The organism is Saccharomonospora sp. CUA-673 (genome assembly GCF_001942305.1).
Taxonomy (GTDB): domain Bacteria; phylum Actinomycetota; class Actinomycetes; order Mycobacteriales; family Pseudonocardiaceae; genus Prauserella.
The window spans coordinates 18,612-42,732 of the sequence record NZ_MKKE01000031.1 but is presented as its reverse complement, the minus strand read 5'-3'; the positions used below and the strand labels follow the sequence as shown (position 1 = coordinate 42,732).

Genomic DNA, 24,121 nt, shown 5'->3' with positions numbered 1-24,121 from the left:
CACTCCCCGCAGCGGTCCCCTTCAGTGTTTCCCCCTGTTGGCCCAACACATGCCTGCCATCGGTGGACGGCACACCAGACGCGCCGAACGCACCGTGGGTGATCGGCGGGGTGGAACTGCCCGACCGGTCGAGGCGGTGGCACCCGAGCCGGCTCCCGACCCCTTTCCGGTGCGCGAGCAGGAACCCGTCGGCCGCCGTGCTCGTCCGATCCGGGGAAGACCGCCGGTTTCGCTCCGTGTGTCCGGAGGGACACTTACCGTCAGATCCGGCACTTCTGCAGTCGACGTCAGGTGACGAACGCGTGGGGACGAGCGAGACCGCCAAGGGTGTGCGCATGCGCACACCCATGCGCAACCGCGAGTTCCGCGCATTGTGGCTGGCCGAGGCACAGTCTGTGGCCGGCGACCACCTGACGACCGTGGCGCTGGCGATCCTGGTGTTCGACCGCACCGGGTCGGCGTTGTGGTCGGCGATCGTGTACGCGATGACGTTCCTGCCCGCGCTCGCCGGCGGGCTCGGCCTGGCACAGATCGCCGACCGCTTCCCGCGACGCACCGTGCTGGTGACGTGCGCACTCGGCCAAGCGGCCGCGATCGGCGCGATGGCGATCCCCGGCGCCCCGCTGGCACTGCTGTGCGTGCTGGTCGTCGTGGCCCGTCTCATCGGCGCGCCGGTGAACGCCGCCCAGAACGCCCTCACCCGCGAGGTGTTCACCGACGACGACGTGTTCCTGCGCAGTCAGGACCTGCGGAGCATCACCAACAACATCGCCATGCTCGTCGGCTTCGCCGGAGGCGGCATGCTCGTGGCGACCGTCGGGGTGTCGTGGGCGCTGACGATCGACGCCGCGTCGTTCGCCGTGACGGCGCTCGTCGTGCGGCTGTGCGTGTGGCCACGACCCACGCCCGGCGACCGCACCGACCCGTGGTTCCGCGCCACCCGATGGGTCTTCGCCCGACGTCGACTGCGCGTCCTGCTCGCGTTCTCGTGGCTCGTCGGCCTGACGATGATCCCGGAGGGGCTCGTCGCACCACTGGCCCACGAGATCGGCGCATCGGACCACGCCGTCGGCTGGCTGTTCGCCGCCGACCCGGTCGGGTTCATCCTCGGCACGTTCCTGCTGTCCCGCTTCGTGTCCGCGGAAGGCCGCCGCGCCCTGCTCGGCGTACTGGCGACCGCGGCGAGCGCGACGCTCGTGCTGTTCGTGTTCCAGCCCGGGCTCGGGGCCGCACTGGCGCTGCTGGCCGTCGCCGGGGCGGCGGGGGCCTACATCGTCACGGTGGGCGCCACGTTCATCACCTGGGTCCCGAACGACCTGCGGGGCGGCGCAGGCGGTCTGTATCGGACGGGCCTGCGCGTCGCCCAGGGCCTGGGGATTGCTCTCGGCGGCGTCGTCGCCGAGAGCCTCGGTTCCGCCACGCACGCGATCGCACTGGCCGGGGTGGCCGGCGTGGTGCTGACGATCCCGGTCGCGATCAGCTGGCACCGGGTCCGCAAGGACGAGATCGAGGGGACGGGAGCCGTTCCGGACGAAGCCGGGCCGGAAGGAGCCGGACCGGAAGCCCCGGAAGGACTTCGCAAAGTGAAGCCTGCACCCGAAAATGGATGACGAAATCAGAAGTCGCGGTCACGCATCGTGAGCCTCCAAACGCGATTATGCAGCTATGCAGATTAAACGCACATCGAAGATAAGTGCCGGTTACCGGCCCGTGATCGATTCATCAATCAATCCGTCGGACCCGGTGATCCGAGTATGCCACAAACTCGCGGAACCCGGGTCGTGGAAGCCGCTTCGCGTTATCCGCATCGATACCGACATGGCTGCCGAACAATGGTGGTCGTCGATCAGTTCCTCGGACCGGTCTCAGAAGTCACGGTCGGTCACGATGCACCTCCTCGCTGTTGGCGTCGGCACCTGCGGTCCGACGCGGCTGCAACCGTCTTGCACAGTAACGAAACCCCAGAGTCGACCCCACATCACGTCACCCGATTCGCTTCACCCGGGACGTGCGGCCGAAGCCGTGCGGACGCTCGGAGTGTCCGATCAGAAATCACGGTCGGACACGATGCACCTCCATTGACCCCTCGGCCCCCTCGAAAAACCGCCGCCCATTGTTGTAGTTCAGAACCCGCTGGGAGACAAGCGTTCGTGACGAGGACAGGAAAATCATCACACAAACCCTGCCGTCGGCCGAACGTCGGCCGAACTTCCTTCGCGGGCCTCGACCGAGCGCAACCTCTCCCCTACCGTGCCCACGGCGGGATCGGACGTGATGAAATGTTACCGAGCCGACCCGGCCGAATGCGCCGGGTAGGTAGAACGGACTCGTGACGGACAAGTGTCCGGACAAGTACCGAACAGGTGAACAGACAAGTAACCGGACAACCGACCGGACAAACGGACAGGTGTCCGGACAGGCGCACCGGAGGGGAGGGCAGACGTGCGGCACCGCTGGCACCCCGCAGGCTGGGCACTGTGGGACCGCCCGCTGCCGTTCATCGCCTTCCTGCTGGTCGGCGAGCTGGTCGCGCTGGCCGGATTCACCGTCACGGTCGCCGGGACGGGCCTGCCCACCGGCGACGACTGGGTGCATTTCCTGGTCCTGCTGGCGGGTGCGACCGTCCACATCCAACTGACGCGCCGCCAGGAGGAGCGCCGACGCAACCGGATGCAGTCGGTGCTGATCGACCTCACGGCGGTGTGGGTGTTCCCCGCCGTGCTGGTGCTCCCGCCGCTCCTGGTGATCGCACTGATCGTGGCGGTGCGGGCGCAACGCTGGTTCGTCGCGCGCCGACCCGCGCACAACTTCGTGTTCTCCACGATCGCCCACTGCTTCGCCGCCGTACTGGCCGGTGAGCTGTACCACGCCCTCGGGCCGGCCGGCTGGGACAACCTCATGTGGTCCGGTTCCCTGCGCGAGGCCGGACTCGTGGTCGCGGCCGCCGTGGTCTACGAGGCCGTGCAGCTGCTCTACGTCGGCGGCATCATCGCGCTGGCGGCCCCGAAGCCGACCGTACAGCGCGTGTTCGGCACCAGGGCCGACAACGTCCTCGAGGCGATCACCACCGGACTCGGCGCCATCACGGCGGTGCTGCTGGTCACCCTGCCGCCGATGGTCCTGGTGATGGCCGTCGTCACGGTCGTGTTCAACCGGCTCGCCGAGCTCGAGCAGCTGCAGGCCGACGCCACCACCGACCCGAAGACCGGGCTGCGCAACATGCGTGGCTGGTCGGAATCGGCCGAACGGGCACTCGGCCGCGTGCGGCGCGCCGACGGCACCCTCTCGGTGCTGATGATCGACCTCGACCATTTCAAATGGGTCAACGACACCTACGGCCATCCCGCCGGCGACGACGTGCTCGGCCGCGTGGCGACGTGCTCCGCGAGGTCACCCGGCCCGCCGACATCGTCGGACGGTTCGGCGGCGAGGAGTTCCTGCTCCTGCTGCCCGACACGACCACCGACGGTGCCGCGCAGGTCGCCGAACGCATCCGGGCGGCGGTCGCGGCCATGACCATCGACACGACCGACAAACGCGGTTCGGAGGTCGCCATCACCGGACGCACCGCGTCCATCGGCATCGCCGGCTACCCCGACCACGCCACGACCCTCGACGGGCTCACCCAGGCCGCCGACGCCGCCGTCTACGAGGCCAAGGAGAACGGACGCGACCAAATCCGGATGTCACCCGCGCTCCCGTAACGTGGATCGACGGGGTACGACCCGGAAGGCAGCGTGGCCTGGCGTACTCACCCGGACACGACCGTCCTGCCGCCGCTGCCACCCTGAGGACCGATGACCGCACCGACCGAGGAGCCCACCGAACGGCGCTCCGAACCGGAGCCCGCCACCGCCGCGACCCCGCGGCCGCGGCGGTGGCTCGGCAGTGGGCTCAGCGGCACGGCCCGCGTGCTGTTGCTGCTGGTCGTGGTGGTGGGGTTCGGCTTCCTGGCCTCCCGCTCGGAGCCGGCGGCCGCACCCCAGGGCCCGCCGAACGGTGACGTCGCCCAGGCCGCGCAGGCCGTCGAGAGCATGAGCGACCCGGCGACGTCCGCGGACGCCCTGCATCAGCTGCCCGCGGACTTCGCCGAGGTCACCGGTTCGGCCGTGGGCCACGAGCAGGCCATGGACGGCACGGTGCGCACCGTCAACACCGACGGCGGCTGCTCGGCGCCGTGGGGCGACGACAGCACCCGCTGGGACTTCGGCGCCGCCTGCCGGTCCCACGACCTGGGCTACGACCTGCTCCGCTACGCCGACGGCAAGGGCCAACCGCTCCCGCCGGAGGCCCGGGAATCGCTCGACACGCGGCTCGCGGGCGACATGCGCGCCACGTGCGAGGCCAACCCGCGCGGCACCGAGCGTGCCTGCGAGGCGGTGGCCGGGGTGTACACCGCGGGACTCGAGGTCAACTCCTGGCACCAGCGGTGGGGACCGCCGGTGCCCGAGGCGATCGGGCCGTTGTTGGCGGGGGTCGCGGCGATCGGTGTGCTGCTGGCGTTCCGGCTGCGGACGTGGCGCGCGGCCCGGCGGGCCCGGCCCAGCGTCGCCGAGGTGCCCGCCGCGCCCGCACCCGCGCCGCGGGCCGGTCGCTGGACGCTGCTCGGGGTGGCGGCGATCGGCGCGATCGTGCTGGGCGAATCGGCCGTCACCGTCGCCCGCTGGGCGGGCGTCGACGAGAGCTGGCTGTGGCCCGCGACGTGGCTCACCCAGCTGGCGTTCGTGTTCTTCTTCGCAGGCGGACATCGCAACCTGGCCGGCTGGCTCGGCGTCCGGAACTCCGGGGGCGGGTACCGCGAGTACCTGGCGCACCGCACGAGCTGGCTGTTGCGCATGGCGCTCGTGTTCGCGCTCGTGGCGTTCACCGTGCCCACCGCGTTGGAGCTGATGGGCGTGCCGCCCACGACCATCGAGATCGTCGTGCGAATCGCCCTGCACCCGCTGTGGCTGCTCGGGGTGTACGTGCTGACGACGGTCGCGACGCCGCTCATGCACGCGGTGCATCGGCGCGTGCCGATACTCGCCTGGACGGGCCTGGGCGGCGCGCTGGCGGCGCTGCTCGTGCTCGCCGACCGCACCGGCAGTCCCCTCGTCGACGGCTTCGCGGCACTGGCGCTCGCGCTGTTGGCCCAGCAGCTCGCGTTCGCGCACGCCGCGCGCACCCGGCGCCGGCCGTGGGTGCCCGCCCTCGGCGCGGTGGCGGCCGGGGCGGCACTGACCGTCGCCGTGGCCCGCGACGCGGTTCCGCAGACGATCCTCGGCACCACCGACGGGCCGCCGCCGCTGGCCGGGCCCGTGCTGCCGGTCCTGCTGCTCGGTCTCGTCCAGCTCAGCCTGCTCGGCCTGCTGCGCCGCCCACTCGCGGCGCTGGCCGACAACACCCGGCTCCGCGCGGCCGCCGGGCGGGCTGCGCAGGCCCCGATGAGCCTGTACCTGCTGTTCCTCGCCGCCATGACGTTGCTCGTGGCCGCCGTCTACATCCCGGACCTCGTGCCGTCGGGCAGCCCGCGCGTGCTCGTGGCCGTCGGGATGCTCGCCGGGCCCGCCCTCGCCGTCTTCTGGTGGTTCGAACGGCACAACGGCCGCCCTCACCCCGTCCTGCCCCGGTCGGTGCCGCCGGTGCCACCCGTCCCGACCGGCCGGCTCGACCGGGTTCTCGCGCAGTTGGCTACCACCGCCGGAATCGGGTACTCCACGATCGGCGTGTTCGGTTTCGCGGTCACCAGCTTCATCGGGGACGCACTGTTGTTGCCGGAACTGCCGCTCGACCCGATCCAGAGCCTCGTGCTCCTGTTGCTCGGCATGTCGCTGCTGCACACGGTCCGCACCGGCGACAGTCACTCGCCGCGCACCTGGCTGCTCACGGCGCTGGCATGCGTGCCTCCGCTCCTGTCGGCGACCACGTCGCCGGAAGGGTCGGGCACGTTCACCGCGGGGGCGGTCGTCCTCGCGGGGACGGGGGTGCTCGCCGTGCTCGCCATCTTGGCTACGGTGTGGGCCGCACGCTGGGCACCGGGGCCCGGAAGAGCCACCATCCGGACATAACGGACGGGCCACATCGGCTGATGTCTGCTCTGCCGGGCTCGCCCGGTTCAGCCGAACGGCGGCAGCGGATCGGAGGACATATCACCGATCCGGGAGTGGTTTTTCGTGTCGTGAACCACATTGGGCCACCAATGTGCCACGCTACGAACAACCTCCTCCCCCACTTCCGCGTCCTGACATAGAGCCGGAAACCGGCTCGAGACCGAAGATGGGTGAACACGGGTCGCACCCATCCCGCACCGAAGGGAGCCGCCTGCGTGAGCGAGCCACCGCGGAATCCCTCGCAGGGACGCGGCCCCGAGCGGCCGTGGCAGCAGGGCGGCCCCGCCGGGCAGAACCCGGGCCCGCGACCTCCGCGCTCGCCGCAGCCGCCGCCCGGTCGGCCCCCCGCGGGCGGGCCTCCGCGATCCGGCCCCCCTCCGCACGGCGATTCCCCGCAGGCCCGCCCGTCCGCACGACGTTCCGCCCGCAGGCGACCCGGCACGCCGCGTGCCCCCTCCGGGCGCGACGGCCCGGCAACCGGAGGCCGGCCGGCCCGGTGCCGACCGTCATCGTGAGCCCGGCCCCGACCGGCCGCGCGCCGGCAGGCCCACCCCTCCCCCGACCCGTTCGCGCCGTCGCTCGCTGCTGCCGAAGGTCGCGTTGACGATCGTGTCGCTGTTGGTGATGTCGTTGACCGGCTACGCGTGGGCGGCGATGCAGGGCCTGGTCAACGGCCTGACGATGGCCGACGTCATCGACTCCGACGGCGACAAGCCCGCGGACGGTGCGCGCGACATCCTGCTGGTCGGCATGGACAGCCGCACCGACGCACAGGGCAACCCGCTGCCCGAGGAGATGCTCTCCAAGCTCAACGCCGGCGGCTCGGACGGCGAGCTCAACACCGACACGCTCATCTTCGTGCGGATCCCCAACGACGGCAGCAAGGCCACCGCCATCTCGCTGCCCCGCGACTCGTACGTCGACGTCCCCGGCTTCGGCCAGCACAAGATCAACTCCGCGTACGCGCGGGCCAAGGCCGTCGAGCGGCAGCGGCTGCAGGCCGAGGGTGTCGACGATCCGCAGGAGATCGAGGTCCAGAGCAACCAGGCCGGCGCGAAGACGCTCATCGAGACCGTCGAGAACCTCACGGGCGCCTCGATCGACAACTACGCCTCGATCAACCTGCTCGGCTTCTACGACATCACCAAGGCCATCGGCGGCGTCGAGGTGTGCCTCAACGAGCCCGTCAACGACCACTACTCCGGCGCGAACTTCCAGGCGGGCCGGCAGAGCATCGAGGGACACCAGGCGCTCGCGTTCGTGCGCCAACGACACGGGCTGCTGCGGGGCGATCTCGACCGCGTCGTGCGCCAGCAGGTGTTCATGGCCGGCCTGGCCTCGAAGGTCGTCTCGGCGGGCACGCTGGCCGATCCGGCGAAGCTCAACGGGCTCGTCGACTCGGTCCAGAAGTCGGTCGTGGTGAACCAGGGCTGGGACCTGCTCGGCTTCGCGCAGCAGCTGCAGGGGCTCTCGACCGGCGACATCGAGTTCACGACGATCCCCATCGCCAACCCCGAGTACGAGACCCCGACCGACGGGCAGGCCGTGCAGGTCGACCCGGCCGAGGTGCAGGCGTTCGTCAGCGGACTCGCGGGCGAGAAGCAGCCGAAGCAGGACCAGTCGACGGCACCGGCGCCCGACCCGTCGGAGATCACGGTCGACGTGCTGAACGGGTCGTCCATCACCGGCCTGGCCGGCAGCGTCGCCGAGACCCTCGCCGGCGCCGGCTACGTGCAGGGCATCGTCGGCAACACCGAACCGCGCACGACGACCACCGTGCTGGCGCCCGAGGGCGAGGAGGCCAGCGGCGAGAAGGTCGCCGAGTCGCTCGGGAACGTGTCGGTGGAGACCGACCCGTCGGTGCCCTCCGGTCAGGTGCAGGTGCTGCTCGGACCGGACTACGAGCCGCCGAGCGGGTCCGGCGGTGGCGCGGCGCCGGGCGGCGCCGGCGGCGCTGCGGGGCCGCAGCTGCAGCAGGCCGAGCCCGCGCCCAGTCAGGACACCGGCGACATCACCGACGCCGAGGACGGCGGGGCCGAGTCGCCGATCAGGGCCGACGGCGTCACCTGCGTCAACTGACGCTGCTCCCGGCCGCGGACCACCGCGGCCGGGTCCCGTTCGGCGCCACCCGATCCGGGCTCACCCAACGGGGATCCTGGTCCGACCAGCCCTTACCGCGAGGCCCTCGCGTGCGCAACGGCAGGACCCGACGGGCGAGCCTATTCGAGTGACAAAAGTAGCCCGAGTGGAGTAGTTTGCCGGCCCGGGTGAAACTTTTTCGTCGATCTGCGTCAGGACCATCCACCTCGTCACTTTCACTCCCGTGAAGGACGCAGCGCCGGGCGCACCGGCACATGATGCGGGCAGGGGACGAGGAGTGCTGATCGACGCGGACGCTTACCAGCGCGTCCTGGGGGAAGAGCTGCGCCAACTCCGGAAACGGCGCGGATGGACCCGGAAGGAACTCAACCAGCGACTGCAGAGTGAGATCTCGTTGCAGACGCTCGCCACCTACGAACTGGGCACCCGGCACTGCTCGGTGGTCCGGCTCGTGGAGCTGTGCCTGGCCTTGGAGGAGGCGCCGCAGGACCTGCTCGCCCGGGTGCACCACCGCGTGTTCGGCGAGGAGCCCGGCCAGGTGCGCCTCGATCTCGCCCGCGTGGCCGCCGACCAGAGCCCCGAACTCTCGCCCCTGCGCCGATGGGCCGAGGACCGGCTGCGTCAATCCGGGTCGCCCGAGATCCAATTGGACCGCTCCGCCGTCGAGCGGATGGCCGAGCTGTGCGGCGTGTCGACGCAGCACCTGCTGGGCAGGCTGTCGGAACTGTCGTGAACTACCGGTGACCCGAGGCCGGAACCTCGGGTCACCGGCGCCGCGTCCTCGTCACCGGGTCAGCGTGTAGTCGCTGGCCTCCAGCTTGCGGGTCTGCATCCAGTACCGCCACGTGAAGCCGGGCCAGACGGTGCGGTTGACACCCTGCGCGTCGAGGTACCAGCTCGTGCAACCACCGCGGCTCCAGATGCCACCCTCGAGTTTGCGCTGGATGTCGGCGTTGAACTTGTCCTGGACCTCGGTGCGAACCTCGATGGCCTCGGCCTGCTTGCGCTCGGCGTACTCGATGGCCTCGCTGATGTACCGGATCTGCTGCTCGATCATGAACACGACCGAGTTGTGCCCCAGCCCCGTGTTCGGGCCGAGCAGCAGGAACAGGTTCGGGAAGCCGGCGACCGTGATGCCCTTGTGGGTCTGCATGCCCTCGGTGGCCCACAGCTTGCCGAGGTCCTGACCGCCGGTGCCCACGATGTTCAGGTGGTCGAACGCGTCGGTCACGTGGAAGCCCGTGCCGTAGATGATCACGTCGACCTCGTGCTCGACACCGGACTTGTCGACGACGCTGTGCTCCTTGACCTCGGTGATGCCGTCGGTCCGGACGTCGACGTTGTCCCTGGCCAGCGCCGGGTAGTAGTCGTTGGAGATGAGCACGCGCTTGCAGCCCATCACGTAGTCGGGCGTGACCTTCGCGCGCAGCTCCGGGTCGCCGACCTGCTTCTTGAGGTGCCGCTCGGCGACCTTCTGCGCGAGCTTCATGATGCGCGGGTCGCCGTTGAAGCCGATGGCGCGCGCCTCGAGGCCCCAGTAGATGGCGGCTCGGTAGAGGCGCTGCACGCCGGGCACGCGCGAGAACGCCGTACGCAGCCACGCCGGCATCTCCCGGTCGGGCTTGGGCATGATCCACGGCGGCGTGCGCTGGAACAGCGTCAGCTGCTCGACGTCCTTGGCGATCTGGGGCACGAACTGGATGGCGCTCGCGCCGGTGCCGACCACCGCGACGCGCTTGCCGGTGAGGTCGACGTCGTGGTCCCACTGCGCCGAGTGGAAGGCGGGGCCCTCGAACTTCTCGGCGCCCGGCAGCTCGGGGATCTGCGGGATGTGCAGCGCGCCGACGCCCGCGACGAGATGCTGGGCGACGAACTCGTCACCACGGCCGGTCGTGACGTGCCAGCGCTTGGTCTCCTCGTTCCACCGCGCGCCGGTGAGCTCCTGGCCGAAGTGGATGGAGCGGTACAGGTCGTACTTCTCGGCGGTCGCGCGCAGGTAGTCGTGGATCTCGGGCTGCCGCGAGAAGGCGCGCGTCCACTCCGGGTTCTGCTCGAACGAGAACGAGTACATGTGCGACTGGATGTCGCAGGCACAGCCCGGGTAGGTGTTGTCGCGCCAGGTGCCACCGACCTCGTCGGCCTTCTCGATGACCACGAAGTCGTCGCGACCCTCCTGGCGGAGTTTGATCGCCATGCCGAGGCCGGAGAACCCGGTCCCGACGATGATGACGCCCGCCTCGATGCGGTTGCCCATTGCCTGCCTCCCAGCCGAAGCTCGTGTCCGTACCTGTTACCGCGAGTCCACCTTACTCGAAGTAGGTTACTTCCGGTAGCCTACGGGTGTGAGTTCGACGGCGAGAACCCCGGCCAAGGGGACCAAGGCGCCGCGCAAGCGGATGCCGCGCGCGCAGCGCGAACGGCAGATGATCCAGGTCGCCGAGGCCGTGTTCGCCGAACGCGGCTACACCGCGGCGTCCATGGACGAGATCGCCGAACGGGTCGGCGTGTCGAAGCCGATGCTCTACGAGTACTTCAACTCCAAGGAAGGACTCCTGCTCGCCTGCATCCGGGAGGCACGCGCGGAGCTGCGCCGCGTCACCGAGCAGGCCGTCGCCCAGGCCGGCAACGCCGAGGAGGCACTGCGCCAGGGCCTGCTCGCGTTCTTCGCGTTCATCCGCGAACGCAGGCAGTCCTGGATGCTCGTGCGCCACGAGGCGACGCTGGTCGGCACTGCCGCGGACGAACTCGAGACCACCCGCCAACAGCAGACGGACCTCATCGCCACCCTCATGGGTGATTTCGTCGATCCGGACGCCGCGGCGGCCGTCGAGGCGTCCGGCATATTGTACGCGGCGGCGGAGTTCGTCGTCGGCGGCTGTGAACGGCTCGCGATCTGGTGCGAACAGCGTGACGACCTCTCCCCCGAGACCATCGCCGAATACGCGGTCAACCTGCTGTGGGGCGGACTCGCCCAGCTCACCGGCCGGTGAGCCGGCCGCCGCGGTTCCCGCCTGCGTTTGATGGAAATTCATCAACCGCGGCTGGCTGCTGACACTCAGTGGTGATGCCAGGTCGGGGACTGAGACCGTTCTCACCCTGAGTAATAGCCGACACGCATTCGTATTGCTGAATGCACCCACTCGTAACACAATCCGAGGCAACGCCGGACGCCACTCGATCGTGTGGTCATCGAAGCGGCGTCATAGGACGACGGTGGGGACGTCCTGCACAGTGAGACCTGCCGTTTGCAGAGGGGTGAGGACAGTGGTTCAACCGATCACCGCGGTGTACGTGCGCGAGGAGGAGGACTACACGGTCACGGTGGCCGGCCTGGGCAAGGAGTTCAGCGAGACGGCCCCGGGCATCATCGCCGCGCGCGATTGCGCCGACCAGCTCATCGAGAAGATCGCGCCGCGCACCGGGAGCGATGAGGACCCGACCGTGGTGCACCTGCTCAACGGCAGTGCACTCGAGTTCACCTCGATGTACATGACGGCCCGCCTGTCGAAGACCGACGTCCCCCAGGACACCGGCGAGACGGTCGACGCCGAGGCCGACGACGCCGAAGAGTCCGGTGAAGCTGCCGAGGTCGAGGTGGCGGCCGACGAGTCCGCGGACGGGGAAGCGGCGGACGAGCAGGCCGACGAGACCGAGGTCGCCGTGGCCGACGTGGCCGACGTGGCCGAGGACACGGAGGACTCCGAAGGCTCCGACGAGGCCGAGACCTCCGAAGACTCCGAGACCGACGTGGCCGAGGATGAGGCCGAGGCGGACGTGGCCGAGGAGGTCGAGGCGGCCGAGCCGAGCACCGTGCCCGGCAGCGCCGTGCCCCGCAAGGAGCTGGCCAAGAGCCCGGCCGAGGCGGTCAAGGAAGCGGCGGCGGCGTCGGAATCCGACGAATCGGCCGGCGGCGGCGACACGACCGGCGCCGACAAGACGTATGCGGCCGCGACCGGCGGCCACACCGCAGCGACGGGCTGAACCCGCTCATCCCGCGAACCACGCCGACGACTCCACGAGACGTCGGCGTGGTTTCGTGCGTCGAAACGCCCGGCCGTCAGCGGACGAGTTTGCGGATGAGCAGCGCCGCCACCAGCGCGCCCGCGCCGATCAGCGGAAACTTCACCTTCGGCTCCTCGAGCTTCGCCTGAACGCTCGTCTTCGCGGTGTTCGCGAGTCGCTGCGGGTTGGCCTTCACGCTGAGCTGATCGACGGTCGCCGCCAGTGCCGACCGCGCCTTCTCGATGTCGCGTTCGATGGCGTCCGGATTGCGAGCCACGTGTCCTCCTCGCTGAATGCATGCATTGCGCGCAAGCTGCCACGTTAGATCACGCCGCCCCGACGCCGGCACAGGCCACGCCGACAACCGGCCGACGCCGCCCGCTAGGCTGCCCCACGCCGGCCCGTAGCCCAATTGGCAGAGGCACTAGGTTTAGGTCCTAGCCAGTGTGGGTTCGAGTCCCACCGGGCCCACCACCCTCCCCGCACCGTGTTGGCAACTCACGTCGCCGTGTCAGCATTCTGCGGCGCAGTGTTGGCATTCTGGGTCGCCAACCGGACCCCTTGGAGCACGAATGCTGTCCCCACGACTCGCCGCCGTCGTCGACGCGCTGCCCCTGAAACCCGGCCTCCGCGTGCTCGAGATCGGCGGCGCACCCGGGCCCGCCGCGCGCGAGGTGGCCCGGCGCATCCAACCCGGCGGACACATCCTCGTCGTCGACCGGTCCGCGCGCGGCGTCGCGCTCACCGAACAACGCTGAGCCGACCTCATCGCCGACGGGCTCCTCGCGGTGCGCCTCGCAGCCGCCGAGGACCTCACGCTCTCCCCCGACGAGCCGCCGTACGACCTGGCCTTCGCCAACCGGGTCGGCGCCCTCGACGGGCGACACCCCACCACCGGCATCCACGCGCGCGCACGAATCCGCGCCGCACTCGCACCCGGCGCGCCGCTCTACGTCGACGGGGTCCGCACCACACCCTGACCGACCGTCGGCTCCGGCTGCTTCGCGCGCGCCGCCAAGGCCACCGACGCGACGACGACCGCGCAGCCCACCAACTGCAACGGCGAGGGGCGCTCCGCCAGGATCACCACGCCCAACAACACGGCACCCACCGGCTGCACCAACAACAACGTGCCACCCAGCGCCGCCGGCAGCCGCGGGATGGCCGCACCGATCAACAACCAGCCCACGATCTGGCCCGTCACCGCCAACACCGCAACCCATCCCAACGTGGGCAACGACGGCAACAAATCGAGCGTGCCCGACCCCACGCCCGCCACCAACGCAACCAACGCACCCGCACCGTTGATGGTGATCAACATCGGCACCTGCTCACCCCGCCGGCCCGCCCTCCGCAACACCACCAGATAACCCGCATACGCCACACCCGCCAGCAAACCCATCACCGTGCCGTACAGCGGATCCGAGCCGAACCCGGCACCACCGAGACCACTGTCGACAGCACCACCGGCCAACGCCACCCCACCGAGCAACAACGGCGCCGTCGCCCAGAACGCGACCCGCACCGGCTCCCGGAACAACACCAACGTCACCAACGGCACGATCACCACCTGGACGTTGACCAACACGGTCGCGACACCCGCCCCCACCGCGGCGATCGACTCCGACCACAACACCATGTCCAACCCGAGGAACCCGCCCGCCAGCGCGTGCCACACGTTGAACCGCCACCGCAACCGGCGCCACACCACCACCGCCGCCAACAACGGCAACGCCAACGCACACCGGAAGAACGTGACCGTCGCACTCGACGCATCCGCCAACGCGACGAACACCGCCGTCAACGCGATCGTCGACGCACCCGCCACCGCGACCAACCGCGCATCGAAACGGTCCACACCGGACGGAACCGGCGCGGCGGAAGGGGCGACGGACGGCTCGCCAACAGCAGGCGGCGACAGGGCCGAAGTTCGGGTCATACCCCCATTCGACCGGCCGACCCCCGACGACACCAGCGATGAACCCTCACCACTACCCGTCACGAACCGTGACGAGTCGGCCGGCGACGGGAGCGCCGAGCTCGCCGAAGCCGTATCGTCGCTTACGTGTTCCGCACCGAACGCCTCCAGGCACTGCACGCCGTCGACCGCCACGGCACCCTCGCCGCAGCCGCCGAGGCACTGCACCTGACCCCGTCCGCGGTATCCCAACAACTGTCCAAATTGGAACGCGACGTCGGCACGCGGTTGCTCCTCCCCCACGGCCGCAGCGTCAAACTCACGCCCGCCGGCCGCGTGCTCGCCGACTCCGCCGACACCGTGCTCGGCGAACTGGCCCTCGCCCGCACCCGCCTCGACGCCCTGTCCGGCGACATCACCGGACCCATGCGCGTCGGCTCGATCCCCACCGGGGTGTACACGTTCGTCACCCGCGCCCTCACCTCGCTCGCCGGCGCGCACCCCGACGTCGAACCGGCGGTGATCGAGGCCGAACCCGAACGCAGCCTGCCGATGCTCGTCAACGGCCAACTCGACGTCGCCGTCGTCGAGAGCTGGGACAACATGCCCCTCACCCGGCCACCCCACACCCACTGGCGCGCTCTGCGCGACGACACCGCCCGCGTCATGCTGCCCGCCACCGACCCGCGCGCCGACCAGGACACCATCGACGCACCCGAACTCGCCCGCGACCGCTGGGTGTCCTGGACAGCCGGCTCACGCGCGAACGCCTGGCTCTGCCACACCCTCCGCGAACGCGGCATCGAACCCGACATCCGCCACTACGTGACCGGCTACGCGACCGTGTTCTCCCTCGTGGCCGGCCTCGGCGCCGTCGCGCTCCTGCCGGCCATGGCCCTGGCCGTGGCCTCCGGCCACGACGTCCGGCCCGTCCGGGTCGACGACCCCGCGCCGCGGCGCACCCTGTACGCCGTGACGGCCGAACCCCACCCGCGACCGGCGCTCGAGGCCTGCCTCGACGCCCTCGCCGACGCCGCCCAGCTCGGCGACGGCGGCACCGACGGCTGAGGCGGTCAGAACGGCAGGACCTCGCGGTGCGGATGGTCCTCGAGGGCCTCGCGGTCCCAACCACCCCGGTCGGCCGCCGCCTCGTACGTGGTCTGCAGGAACGCCAACACCGCACCGTCCGGATCGCCGGTGGCCCTGGCCGCCTCGTACGGCAGCACGTACTCGCCCAGTTCGGCCACGTAGGCGGCACCGTCGGGCCGCACCGGGTGCCGCGCGAACCCGTCCGGCTCGGGATAGGCGTAGGCGTAGAACGCGCCCTCGGCGCCGCCACCGGGCCAGAATCCGCAGCTGTACAACTCGTGCGAATAGCCCTCGACCATCACCCAGTCCGCGCAGTTCGGCGCGCCGCCGGGATGTTGCGGGGCCGCCCGGCCCGAGAACCGCGTGCACGCCAGATCCATCGCGCCCCAGAAGAAGTGCACCGGGCTGCTCTTGCCGTAGAACCACGACCGGAACCGGTGCAGCACCCGATCGGCCGCGATCAGCTGACCCCAGAACCGCCGCGCGTGCTCGGCGTCGTAGGTCCGTTCGGCCACGTCCTCGGCGAACGGGATCGCCTCCGGCACCTCCACCGGCGTCGCCATGATCGACACGTCGAGCCCCAGGTCCGCCAGCGCGTCCATGACCTGCTGGTGGAACGTCGCGACGGACTTCGGCTCCAGCCGCACCTCCCGCTCCGAACCGCGACTCGAACGGATCCGCAGCACGCTCGCGACGAAGTCGAACTCCATGTCGAACACCGCACCGCCGTGCGGGATCGACGACGTCGTCAGCCCACGCGCGACACGTACAGCGGCACCTGCCACCAGTGGTTGAGCATGGGCGCCTGCGCCATGCGGATCTTGCCGACGACCTGCAACCACATGTGCAACGTGTCGCGGGTGGGCTGCCAGTCGCCGGTGGCCAACGCAGGCCAGGCGTCGTCACGGGTCACGGTCGACATGGGGGTCCTCCTCGCAGGTGCGGGTCGGTCCCGGAGTACCCGCCGCAGCGGTACGCTCACGCGCGGGACACGAACACAGGAGGTGACATGTCCGAACGAGGTCCGCTGAGCTGGCCGGGACGTGTCGCCGACTGGTTCGAACTACGCGGAGTCTACGTGCCCGGCGAGGACAACCGCATTGTCGATCCGTGGCGCGACTGGGGCTGGCTCATCGTCGCCTGGCTCGTCACCCTCGCCGTGTTCATCCTGCTGTTCGCCCTGGCCCTGTGACGCGGACCCCGGCCACCGCGCCGCGCGGGCGGATGTGACGTACGACAACCCCGGGTCACGGCCAGGACACAGGGCAGAACCAGGTCCGCCTCAACCCCCCGCCGCAGCTGGCACCCCCGCACGGACCACGAGCACAGTGGCCGATGGGCGTCGCCGCGGCGCCCGGCCGACGCTCACCGACGAGCCTGCGGCCCAGGACGAGCCAGCGCCGGAATCCGTATCGGGGCCGCGCGCGGGGCGGAACAGGAGCGACAGCAGTGCGAAAGGACAGGCCGGCTCTGGCTGTCTGCGCGCTTCTGGCACTCACCGCCTGTGGCGCCGAACCCGCCGGGGCACCCGCCGCCGGAGCGCTCCCGCCCGGCACCCCCGAGGTGACCAGGGCGGCCCCGAGCGGGGACACCACGATCGCGCCCGTGCGGCACGCCGTGCTGTTCGGCTCCGACCACCGGTTCGCCTCCGACCTGGTGGTGCAGGTGTCCGAACCGCAGACGTTCACCCCGGGCGACGCGGCCTACCCGGACACCGACCGCGCCGCGGCGGTCACCGTCAAGGTGCGCAACGAGTCGGCCAAGCCGTACCGGCTCTCGCGGCTGTCCGTGCGCGCCTTCGCCGACGACGAGCAGCTCGTGCAGGTCGTCGACCCGGCCCAGGGGTATCCGGGCATCGTCGACGCCGACCGCGACCTCATCCCCGGCGACCGGGTGGAACTACCGTTCGCGTTCGTCGCCCCGGAGGGCTCGGGCACGTTCGAACTGGCTGTCCAACCCGACCCGAACGAACCCGCGCGGGCCGTCTACCACGGCGGGGCCTGAGCCGCCTGCCGGTGCGCAGGCGTCGGATACGCTGCGGACATGACCGAGCAGACGCGACTCGAACCCGGCGACAAGGCACCCGACTTCACCCTGCCCGACAGCGAGGGCCGCAACGTCTCGCTGTCCGACTTCCGCGGCAGCCCCGTGGTCGTGTACTTCTACCCGCGTGCCAGCACGCCGGGCTGCACCAAGCAGGCGTGCGACTTCCGTGACAACCTCGCCCTGCTCGGCGACTCGGGCTACCAGGTGCTCGGCATCTCCCCCGACAAGCCGGAGAAGCTCGCCGCGTTCGCCGGCGAGGAGGGGCTGACGTTCCCGCTGCTGTCCGACCCGGACAAGACCGTGCTGTCGGCCTACGGCGCGTTCGGTGAGAAGAAGAACTACGGCAAGGTCGTGCAGGGCGTCATCCGCTCGACGTTCGTCATCGACGGCGACGGTGTGATCACCACGGCGCAGTACAACGTGCGCGCCACCAACCACGTCGCCCGGCTGCTCAAGGAGCTCGACCTGGCGAGCTGACCCGCCCGGTGTGAAGCTCCCAAGGGCTATGTGCGTGACGCGAACCTAGGGCCCTTGGGACTCTGCTGTGCTTCTCAGGCGGTGGCGAAGCGGTTCAGGTGCGGGAGGAGGGCGCGGAGGGCGCGGCCGCGGTGGGAGTCGGCGTCCTTCTCGGCCGGTTCGAGCTCGGCCGAGGTCCGCGTCCCGCCCTCGGGCACGAAGATCGGGTCGTAGCCGAACCCGTTGGTGCCGCGCGGCTCGTCGATGATCGTGCCGCGCCATTCGCCGCGGACCACCACCTCGGAGCCACCCACCCCGGACCCGCCGGGAACGGCCGCGTCCGGGACGACGAACGCGGCGGCGGACACGAAGCCCGCTCCCCTGCGTTCGGCGGGCACGTCCTGGAGCTGGCCGAGCAGGAGCCGCAGGTTCGCCTCGTCGTCGCCGTGCCGCCCGGCCCAGCGGGCCGACAATACGCCCGGCATGCCGTTCAGCGCGTCGACGGCGAGCCCGGAGTCGTCGGCGATCGCCGGCAGTCCCGTGGCGACGGCGGCGTCGCGCGCCTTCGCCACGGCGTTCTCCTCGAACGTCGCACCGGTCTCCGGCGCCTCGTCGAATTCCTCCACATCGGACAGTCCGAGGATCTCGACGTCGCCGAGGCCGGCGGCCGCGACGATGCGCCGCAGTTCCTCGAGCTTTCCGGCGTTGCGGGTGGCGAGCAGAAGGCGCGTGCTCACTTGCCGCCCTTCGACTTCTTGTCGGTGCGCACCGGCTCGGGCAGCGTGCCGGGGTACGGCTCGGCGAGCGCCTCGGCCTGCTTGCGGGCCAGTTCGGCGCAGCCGGCCTGCGCGAGGTCGAGCATCTTGTCCAGCGTGGACCGCGTGAACGTGGCGCCCTCGCCCGTGCCCTGCACCTCGATGAGCGTGCCCGCGTCGGTCGCGACGACGTTCGTGTCGACCTCGGCCCGCGAGTCCTCCTCGTAGGGCAGGTCGAGCCGCACCCGCCCGTCGACGACGCCGACGCTGATGGCCGACACGGTCGCCGACAACGGTTTCGGGTCGGCGAGCTTGCCCGCGGCGCCGAGCCACGTGATCGCATCGGCCAACGCCACGTAACCACCGGTGATGGCCGCCGTGCGGGTGCCCCCGTCGGCCTGGATGACGTCGCAGTCGAGCTGGATCGTGTTCTCGCCCAGCGCGGCGAGGTCGATGCACGAGCGCAGCGAACGGCCGATGAGCCTGCTGATCTCGTGGGTCCGCCCACCGATCTTGCCCTTCACGGACTCGCGGCTGCCGCGTTCGTGCGTCGCCGACGGCAACATCGCGTACTCGGCGGTGACCCAGCCGAGTCCCGATCCCGCCCGCCAGCGGGGCACGCCGTCGGTCACGCTCGCCGCGCACAGCACCTTCGTGTCACCGAACTCGATCAGTACCGATCCCGCGGGCCACTGCTGGAAGCCCCGGGTAATCCGTACGTCACGAAGCTGGTCGTCGTTCCTGCCGTCTTTTCGCACCACGGGATCCGACCCTACAACCCGACGCGGGCTCGCACGTCGCAGCCGCCGCCGGCGGCAGCGTCGGAGGCACTAGAGGTCGTACACCGCGCCCTGCCGGGCCACCTCGGCGGCGCCGTCGAACTCGGCCCGCGCCTCGGCCAGCACCGCGGCCGGGTCGGTCCACGGGGCGATGTGGGTCAGCATCAGCCGCCGCGCGCCCGCGCCGGCGGCCAGGCGGCCGGCCTGGGTGCCCGACAGGTGCACCCCGACGGGCCGATCGGGGTGCTCGGTCCACGACGCCTCCGCCAGCAGCAGGTCGACGCCGGCGGCGAGCTCGTCCAGCGCGGCGCACGGTCCCGTGTCGCCGGTGTAGGCGAGGGTGCGCCCGCCGTGGGCGATGCGCAGGCCCCACGCCTCGGTGGGGTGGTCCATCGGGAACACCGACACCTCGAACGGCCCGATCGTGCGGGTTCCGGCCGTCAGCGCACGGAAGTCGTAGACGTCGGACAGGTCGACCGCGCCGCGCTCGGCCGCGTCGGCGGCGAACGCGCAGCCGAGCCGGACCGGGGCCTCGGCGGGGGCGTGCACCGGCAGGCGGTGCCGTCTCGGGTCGAACGGCGGGTCCGGGTGGTAGCGGCGCAGCACCGTCAGTGCGCTCATGTCGGCGCAGTGATCGGGGTGCAGGTGCGAGAGCACCAGCGCGTCGACGTCGAACGGGTCGCGCACGGACTGCAGCTGGGCGAGTGTGCCGTTGCCGAGCTCGACGCCCAGGACGAACCCGTCGGCCTCCACCAGGTAGCCCGACGCGGCGCTGTTCGGTCCGGGGATGCTTCCCGAACAGCCGAGGATGGTGAGTCGCACGGTCGACACCATGCCACGGCCGCTTCGCCCGCGCCCGTACGACGTGGCGGTGAGCACGCCGCCCGCTCGGGTGTCGGCCCGGCTGTCGGCTCGGGTGTCGGGTCGACGTTCAGCTCGGGGCGAGCACGGGACCGAAGCCCATGAACCGTTCGGCGAGGCGGGCGAACCGCTCGGGCTCACCGGTGGCGTGGAAGGTGTGCCGGGGCCGCTCGCCCGGTTCGGCCAGCAGGTCGCGTTCGGTCAGGACGCGCACGAGGTCCTTCGCGGTCTCCTCGGCGCTGGACACGAGCGTCACGTCGGGGCCCATGGCGAGCTGCAGCACGCCGGTGAGCAGCGGGTAGTGCGTGCAGCCGAGGATGAGTGTGTCGACGCCGGCGCGCGCGAGCGGTTCGACGTAGCCCTGCGCGAGGCCGAGCACCTGCCGTCCGGAGGTGATGCCGCGTTCGACGAAGTCGACGAACCGGGGGCAGGCCACGCTGGTGAGCTGCACGTCGGTGGCGGCGGCGAACGCGTCCTCGTAGGCGTGCGAGCGCACGGTGCCCTCGGTGCCGATCATGCCGACGCGCCCGTTGCGGGTCGTGGCGACGGCGCGGCGCACCGCGGGCAGGACGACCTCGACGACCGGGATGTCGTAGCGTTCCCGCGCGTCGCGCAGGCACGCCGCCGAGGCGGTGTTGCACGCGATGACCAGGGCCTTCACCCCGTCGGCCACGAGCCCGTCGAGAGCGGTCAGCGCCAGTTCGCGGGCCGTGGCGATCGGGAGCGGGCCGTACGGGGCGTTCGCGGTGTCGCCGACGTAGCGCAGGCTCTCGGCCGGCAGCTGGTCGGCGACCGCACGGGCGACGGTCAACCCGCCGACCCCGGAGTCGAAGATGCCGATCGGAGCGCTCACGTCGGGTCAGCCTACGCCGCGGCTCCGGTGCCGACCCGGCGGTCGGACTTCGCGGTCAGCCAGGCCGCGAGGACGCCGCCGAGGGCGCCGAACAGGTGGCCCTGCCACGAGATACCGGGCTGACCGGGCAACACGCCCCACAACATGCCGCCCCACACGAAGAACAGCACGACCGCGACGGCGAGCTGGGCGGCGCTGCGGTTGAACAGACCGCGCACCAGCAGGTACGCCAGCCAGCCGAACGCCAGGCCGGACGCGCCGATCGTGACGTACCCGGGTGGGGCCGTCAGCCACACGCCGATCCCGCCGACGAGCCAGATCGTCGCGGTCACCGCGATCCACGGACCGATGCCGCGCGCCATGGCCAGGAACGAGAAGATGAGCACGGGAACGGTGTTCGCCAGCAGGTGTCCCCAGCCGCCGTGCAGCAGCGGCGCCCAGGCGATGCCGTCGAGGCCCGACAGTTGCCGTGCCACGATCCCGCCGTTGTCGAGGTTCATCGGCAGGATGACGTCGATCAGCTCGATCACGTACAGCAGCACGGTGAACGAGGCCGCGACGATCGCGGCGGCCAGCGGTTGGGGCGGCAGCACACGCTTGGCCGCGGGACGGGCGGGCTTCGCGGGTCCCGCGCCGGGCGTGGGAACAGGCGGAATACTCACAATCCACAGGTTACGGGCGCGCGACGCCCGCACCTCGGTGATGACCCTGAATTCCGGCCCCGAGGTCGGCGGGGTCACGGGGGGCCGCCAGCTCCGCCGGATCCGTAGCATCGCCGGGGTGCGTTTCCGGCCCATCGCGTTCGACCGGCTCGTCGACGAGCTCACCGGACGAATCGCCGAGCAGCCGCGGGATCGGCGCATCGCCGTGGCCATCGACGGCGCAGGTGGCGCCGCCGGCGCCGCGGATCCGGCGGGGCTCGCCGACGCGCTGGTCGATCCGCTGCGCGTGGCGGGACGGGCGGCGCTGCGCGTGTCGGCGTGGAACTTCCTGCGCCCGTCCTCGCTGCGGTTCGAACGCGGCCGCCACGACCCGGACACCCGCTACGAGGACTGGCTGGACGTCGGCGCGCTGCGCAGGGAGGTGCTCGACCCGCTGCGGCCGGGTGGCAGCGGTGAGGTGCTGCCCGCGCTGTGGGACGCCGCCGCCGACCGCGCCTACCGCCGTGCCCGCGTGCCGCTGCCGGCCGGGGGTGTCGTGCTCGTCGACGGGGAACTGCTGCTCGGGCAGGGGTTGGCGTTCGATCTGACGGTGCACCTGTGGCTGTCGCCGGACGCGCTGGCCCGCAGGCTGCCTACCGAGGAGCACTGGGCGCTGCCGGCCTACGCGCGGTACGAACGCGAAACGACGCCCGCCGAGACGGCGGACGTCGTCGTGCGCATGGACCGGCCGGCCAACCCGGCCGTGCGGGAGTGACCGCTCAGGCCCAGAGCTGCCCGTCACCCGGTGCCGGACACGATGTCGTCCTTCAACGGTGCGACGGCTCCGATGATCTGGTCGACCGTGTCGTTCGGGACCCCGGCCGCTGCAGCGCCTCGGTCAGGTACTTCGCCACGAGGTCGAAGTGCTCACCGGTGATGCCGCGGCCTCGGTGGACGTCCTTCATGGACCGGCCGGAGTACTCCTCGGGACCGCCGAGGGCCTGGGCGAAGAACTCGATCTGCATGCCTTTGAGGCGCGGCATGTTGGTGCCGAGGAAGAACGGGGCGAGCTGCGTGTCGTTCAGCACCCGGTCGTAGAAGTCATCGACGACGGCGATGAGGGCGTCCTGGCCGCCGATCTGCTCGTAGATACTCATAGCGGACAGCAAATCGGGGCGATGTTTCTCCGGGATGTGCGTGGCGTCAACGCCACGCAATCACCCCATCACCGACGGGGCCGCACCGCGGAGAGATCCACCGTGCGGCCACCTGCCGGCTCAGGCCCAGAGCTGGCCGTCGAGTCGTTCGGCCGCCTCGTCGAGCGAACCGCTGTAGGCGCCGGTGGACAGGTACTTCCACCCGGCGTCGGCGACGACGAACGCGATGTCGGCCGACTGTCCCTTGGCGATCGCCTTCTCCGCCACGCCCAGCGCCGCGTGCAGCACGGCGCCGGTGGAGATGCCGGCGAAGATGCCTCCTGCTCGAGCAGCTGACGGGTGCGGCGCAGCGCGTCGTAGGCGCCGACCGAGTAGCGGCCGCTGAGCACGTCCGGGTCGTACAGCTCGGGAACGAAGCCCTCGTCGAGGTTGCGCAGGCCGTAGACCAGCTCGCCGTACCGCGGTTCGGCGGCGATGATCTGCACGTCCGGCTTGTGCTCGCTGAGGTAGCGCCCGACGCCGACGAGCGTGCCCGTGGTGCCGAGTCCGCCGACGAAGTGCGTCACCGACGGCAGGTCTGCCAGCAGTTCGGGGCCGGTGCCCTCGTAGTGGGCGGCGATGTTGGCCGGGTTGCCGTACTGGTACAGCATCACCCAGTCCGAGTTGAGCTTGGCCAGCTCCTTGGCCTTGCGCACGGCCTCGTTGGAGCCGCCCGCGGCCTCGGAGAAGATGATCCGCGCCCCGTAGGCCTGCAGCAGCTGCTTGCGCTCGGCCGACGTGTTCTCCGGCATCACGCAGACCAGACCGTAGCCCTTGAGCTTGGCGGCCATGGCCAGCGAGATGCCGGTGTTGCCCGACGTCGGCTCGAGGATCGTGGCGCCGGGACGGAGCGAACCGTCCTGTTCGGCGGCCTCGATCATCTTCAGGGCCGGACGGTCCTTGATCGACCCGGTGGGGTTGCGGTCCTCGAGCTTGGCCCACAGCCGCACGTCGGCGGACGGGGACAGGCGCGGCAGGCCGACGAGCGGCGTGCCGCCCAGCGTGTCGACCAGGGACTCGTAGCGAGCCATGATCAGCGCATGCCGCCGGCGACGGCGGGCAGGATCGTCACGGTGTCACCGTCGGTGACCTCGGCCTCGAGGCCGCCGACGAACCGCACGTCCTCGTCGTTGACGTAGACGTTGACGAACCGGTGCAGCTTCTCGTCCTTGACCAGACGGTCCTTCAGGCCGCCGTGGCGCGACTCGACGTCGTCGATCACCTCGGCGACCGTCTTGCCGGCAGCCTCGACGGACTTCTCGCCGCCGGTGTGCGTACGCAGGATCGTCGGGATGGACACGGTCACGGCCATGGGTTACCTCCGCAGAATGGCTTG

The 24,121-nt window shown here is 71.0% G+C and carries 23 protein-coding genes and 3 pseudogenes; 14 read left to right on the top strand and 12 right to left on the bottom strand.

Features of this window, described 5'->3' with window-relative positions; translation table 11 throughout:
• Nucleotides 1-335 precede the first annotated feature (335 nt).
• The 5 genes and pseudogenes from BJF85_RS14920 (at nt 336) to BJF85_RS14900 (ending at nt 8,922) form a co-directional block, all read left to right on the top strand.
• Nucleotides 336-1,610 (top strand): MFS transporter, encoded by a 1,275-nt coding sequence (locus BJF85_RS14920; protein WP_083666422.1) that lies wholly within the window; start codon nt 336-338, stop codon nt 1,608-1,610.
• A gap of 1,060 nt (nt 1,611-2,670) precedes the next feature.
• Nucleotides 2,671-3,704, top strand: a pseudogene (locus tag BJF85_RS14915) (GGDEF domain-containing protein).
• A 93-nt stretch (nt 3,705-3,797) separates the two neighbouring features.
• Entirely contained in the window at nt 3,798-6,047 is a 2,250-nt protein-coding gene (locus BJF85_RS14910) for a phospholipase A2 (protein ID WP_075848290.1), read from the top strand.
• A 651-nt stretch (nt 6,048-6,698) separates the two neighbouring features.
• Nucleotides 6,699-8,168, top strand: a complete 1,470-nt coding sequence (locus BJF85_RS14905; protein ID WP_075848308.1) for an LCP family protein — start codon at nt 6,699-6,701, stop codon at nt 8,166-8,168.
• Between the two features lie 298 nt (nt 8,169-8,466).
• Nucleotides 8,467-8,922 (top strand): helix-turn-helix transcriptional regulator, encoded by a 456-nt coding sequence (locus BJF85_RS14900; protein WP_075848288.1) that lies wholly within the window; start codon nt 8,467-8,469, stop codon nt 8,920-8,922.
• Between the two features lie 51 nt (nt 8,923-8,973).
• On the opposite strand, the gene BJF85_RS14895 is transcribed toward BJF85_RS14900, so the two are convergent.
• On the bottom strand, nt 8,974-10,443 hold the full coding sequence (locus tag BJF85_RS14895; protein ID WP_075848286.1) for an NAD(P)/FAD-dependent oxidoreductase: 1,470 nt from the start codon (nt 10,441-10,443) through the stop codon (nt 8,974-8,976).
• Between the two features lie 88 nt (nt 10,444-10,531).
• Between BJF85_RS14895 and BJF85_RS14890 the strand changes: the two genes are divergently transcribed.
• Nucleotides 10,532-11,179, top strand: coding sequence for a TetR/AcrR family transcriptional regulator (locus BJF85_RS14890; protein ID WP_255375648.1), 648 nt, complete (start codon nt 10,532-10,534; stop codon nt 11,177-11,179).
• A gap of 274 nt (nt 11,180-11,453) precedes the next feature.
• Nucleotides 11,454-12,170, top strand: a complete 717-nt coding sequence (locus BJF85_RS27375) for a hypothetical protein (RefSeq protein WP_075848284.1) — start codon at nt 11,454-11,456, stop codon at nt 12,168-12,170.
• Nucleotides 12,171-12,246: 76 nt separating this feature from the next.
• On the opposite strand, the gene BJF85_RS14880 is transcribed toward BJF85_RS27375, so the two are convergent.
• Nucleotides 12,247-12,468, bottom strand: coding sequence for a DUF3618 domain-containing protein (locus BJF85_RS14880; RefSeq protein WP_075848282.1), 222 nt, complete (start codon nt 12,466-12,468; stop codon nt 12,247-12,249).
• A 295-nt stretch (nt 12,469-12,763) separates the two neighbouring features.
• Between BJF85_RS14880 and BJF85_RS30210 the strand changes: the two genes are divergently transcribed.
• Both BJF85_RS30210 and BJF85_RS30205 read left to right on the top strand, forming a co-directional pair.
• Nucleotides 12,764-12,949 carry a hypothetical protein gene (locus BJF85_RS30210; protein ID WP_255375646.1) on the top strand — a complete coding sequence of 62 codons (186 nt, stop codon included), beginning with the start codon at nt 12,764-12,766 and terminating at the stop codon, nt 12,947-12,949.
• A 30-nt stretch (nt 12,950-12,979) separates the two neighbouring features.
• Nucleotides 12,980-13,171 carry a hypothetical protein gene (locus BJF85_RS30205; protein ID WP_255375645.1) on the top strand — a complete coding sequence of 64 codons (192 nt, stop codon included), beginning with the start codon at nt 12,980-12,982 and terminating at the stop codon, nt 13,169-13,171.
• Here BJF85_RS30205 and BJF85_RS14865 read toward each other — a convergent pair.
• Nucleotides 13,141-14,130 carry a DMT family transporter gene (locus BJF85_RS14865; protein ID WP_083666416.1) on the bottom strand — a complete coding sequence of 330 codons (990 nt, stop codon included), beginning with the start codon at nt 14,128-14,130 and terminating at the stop codon, nt 13,141-13,143. The two genes, BJF85_RS30205 and BJF85_RS14865, sit on opposite strands and share 31 nt — an antisense overlap.
• 126 nt (nt 14,131-14,256) lie before the next feature.
• Here BJF85_RS14865 and BJF85_RS14860 point away from each other — a divergent pair, with 126 nt between their 5' ends.
• Entirely contained in the window at nt 14,257-15,177 is a 921-nt protein-coding gene (locus BJF85_RS14860) for a LysR family transcriptional regulator (protein WP_075848280.1), read from the top strand.
• Nucleotides 15,178-15,182: 5 nt separating this feature from the next.
• On the opposite strand, the pseudogene BJF85_RS14855 reads toward BJF85_RS14860, so the two are convergent.
• Nucleotides 15,183-16,042, bottom strand: a pseudogene (locus BJF85_RS14855) (DUF5996 family protein).
• 165 nt (nt 16,043-16,207) lie between these two features.
• On the opposite strand from BJF85_RS14855, the gene BJF85_RS14850 reads away from it, so the two are divergent.
• From BJF85_RS14850 to bcp, 3 genes are all read left to right on the top strand, one after another.
• On the top strand, nt 16,208-16,390 hold the full coding sequence (locus BJF85_RS14850; protein WP_075848278.1) for a hypothetical protein: 183 nt from the start codon (nt 16,208-16,210) through the stop codon (nt 16,388-16,390).
• 257 nt (nt 16,391-16,647) lie between these two features.
• The gene (locus BJF85_RS14845) at nt 16,648-17,202 is read left to right on the top strand and encodes a hypothetical protein (protein ID WP_075848276.1); all 555 of its coding nucleotides are present in this window, start codon (nt 16,648-16,650) and stop codon (nt 17,200-17,202) included.
• A 39-nt stretch (nt 17,203-17,241) separates the two neighbouring features.
• On the top strand, nt 17,242-17,721 hold the full coding sequence (bcp, locus tag BJF85_RS14840) for a thioredoxin-dependent thiol peroxidase (RefSeq protein ID WP_075848275.1): 480 nt from the start codon (nt 17,242-17,244) through the stop codon (nt 17,719-17,721).
• Between the two features lie 74 nt (nt 17,722-17,795).
• Here the strand turns inward: bcp and rdgB are convergent, their stop codons facing one another.
• The 5 genes from rdgB to BJF85_RS14815 form a co-directional block, all read right to left on the bottom strand.
• Nucleotides 17,796-18,437, bottom strand: coding sequence for an RdgB/HAM1 family non-canonical purine NTP pyrophosphatase (gene rdgB, locus BJF85_RS14835; protein ID WP_075848274.1), 642 nt, complete (start codon nt 18,435-18,437; stop codon nt 17,796-17,798).
• Entirely contained in the window at nt 18,434-19,216 is a 783-nt protein-coding gene (gene rph, locus BJF85_RS14830; RefSeq protein ID WP_075848273.1) for a ribonuclease PH, read from the bottom strand. Before rph ends, rdgB begins: the two co-directional genes overlap by 4 nt.
• Before the next feature lie 69 nt (nt 19,217-19,285).
• Nucleotides 19,286-20,056 (bottom strand): MBL fold metallo-hydrolase, encoded by a 771-nt coding sequence (locus BJF85_RS14825; RefSeq protein ID WP_075848302.1) that lies wholly within the window; start codon nt 20,054-20,056, stop codon nt 19,286-19,288.
• Between the two features lie 109 nt (nt 20,057-20,165).
• Nucleotides 20,166-20,948 carry a glutamate racemase gene (gene murI / locus BJF85_RS14820; RefSeq protein ID WP_075848271.1) on the bottom strand — a complete coding sequence of 261 codons (783 nt, stop codon included), beginning with the start codon at nt 20,946-20,948 and terminating at the stop codon, nt 20,166-20,168.
• Between the two features lie 11 nt (nt 20,949-20,959).
• The gene (locus BJF85_RS14815; protein ID WP_075848300.1) at nt 20,960-21,604 is read right to left on the bottom strand and encodes a rhomboid family intramembrane serine protease; all 645 of its coding nucleotides are present in this window, start codon (nt 21,602-21,604) and stop codon (nt 20,960-20,962) included.
• Nucleotides 21,605-21,728: 124 nt separating this feature from the next.
• Here BJF85_RS14815 and BJF85_RS14810 point away from each other — a divergent pair, with 124 nt between their 5' ends.
• Nucleotides 21,729-22,364: a uridine kinase gene (locus BJF85_RS14810; RefSeq protein ID WP_075848298.1), complete on the top strand. Its 636-nt coding sequence runs from the start codon at nt 21,729-21,731 to the stop codon at nt 22,362-22,364.
• Nucleotides 22,365-22,416: 52 nt separating this feature from the next.
• Here the strand turns inward: BJF85_RS14810 and BJF85_RS14805 are convergent, their stop codons facing one another.
• From BJF85_RS14805 to BJF85_RS14795, 3 genes and pseudogenes are all read right to left on the bottom strand, one after another.
• Nucleotides 22,417-22,746, bottom strand: coding sequence for a group 1 truncated hemoglobin (locus BJF85_RS14805; RefSeq protein ID WP_304442315.1), 330 nt, complete (start codon nt 22,744-22,746; stop codon nt 22,417-22,419).
• A 120-nt stretch (nt 22,747-22,866) separates the two neighbouring features.
• Nucleotides 22,867-23,816 (bottom strand): annotated as a pseudogene (locus tag BJF85_RS14800) (PLP-dependent cysteine synthase family protein).
• 2 nt (nt 23,817-23,818) lie between these two features.
• Nucleotides 23,819-24,097, bottom strand: a complete 279-nt coding sequence (locus BJF85_RS14795; protein ID WP_075848269.1) for a MoaD/ThiS family protein — start codon at nt 24,095-24,097, stop codon at nt 23,819-23,821.
• Nucleotides 24,098-24,121 lie beyond the last annotated feature (24 nt).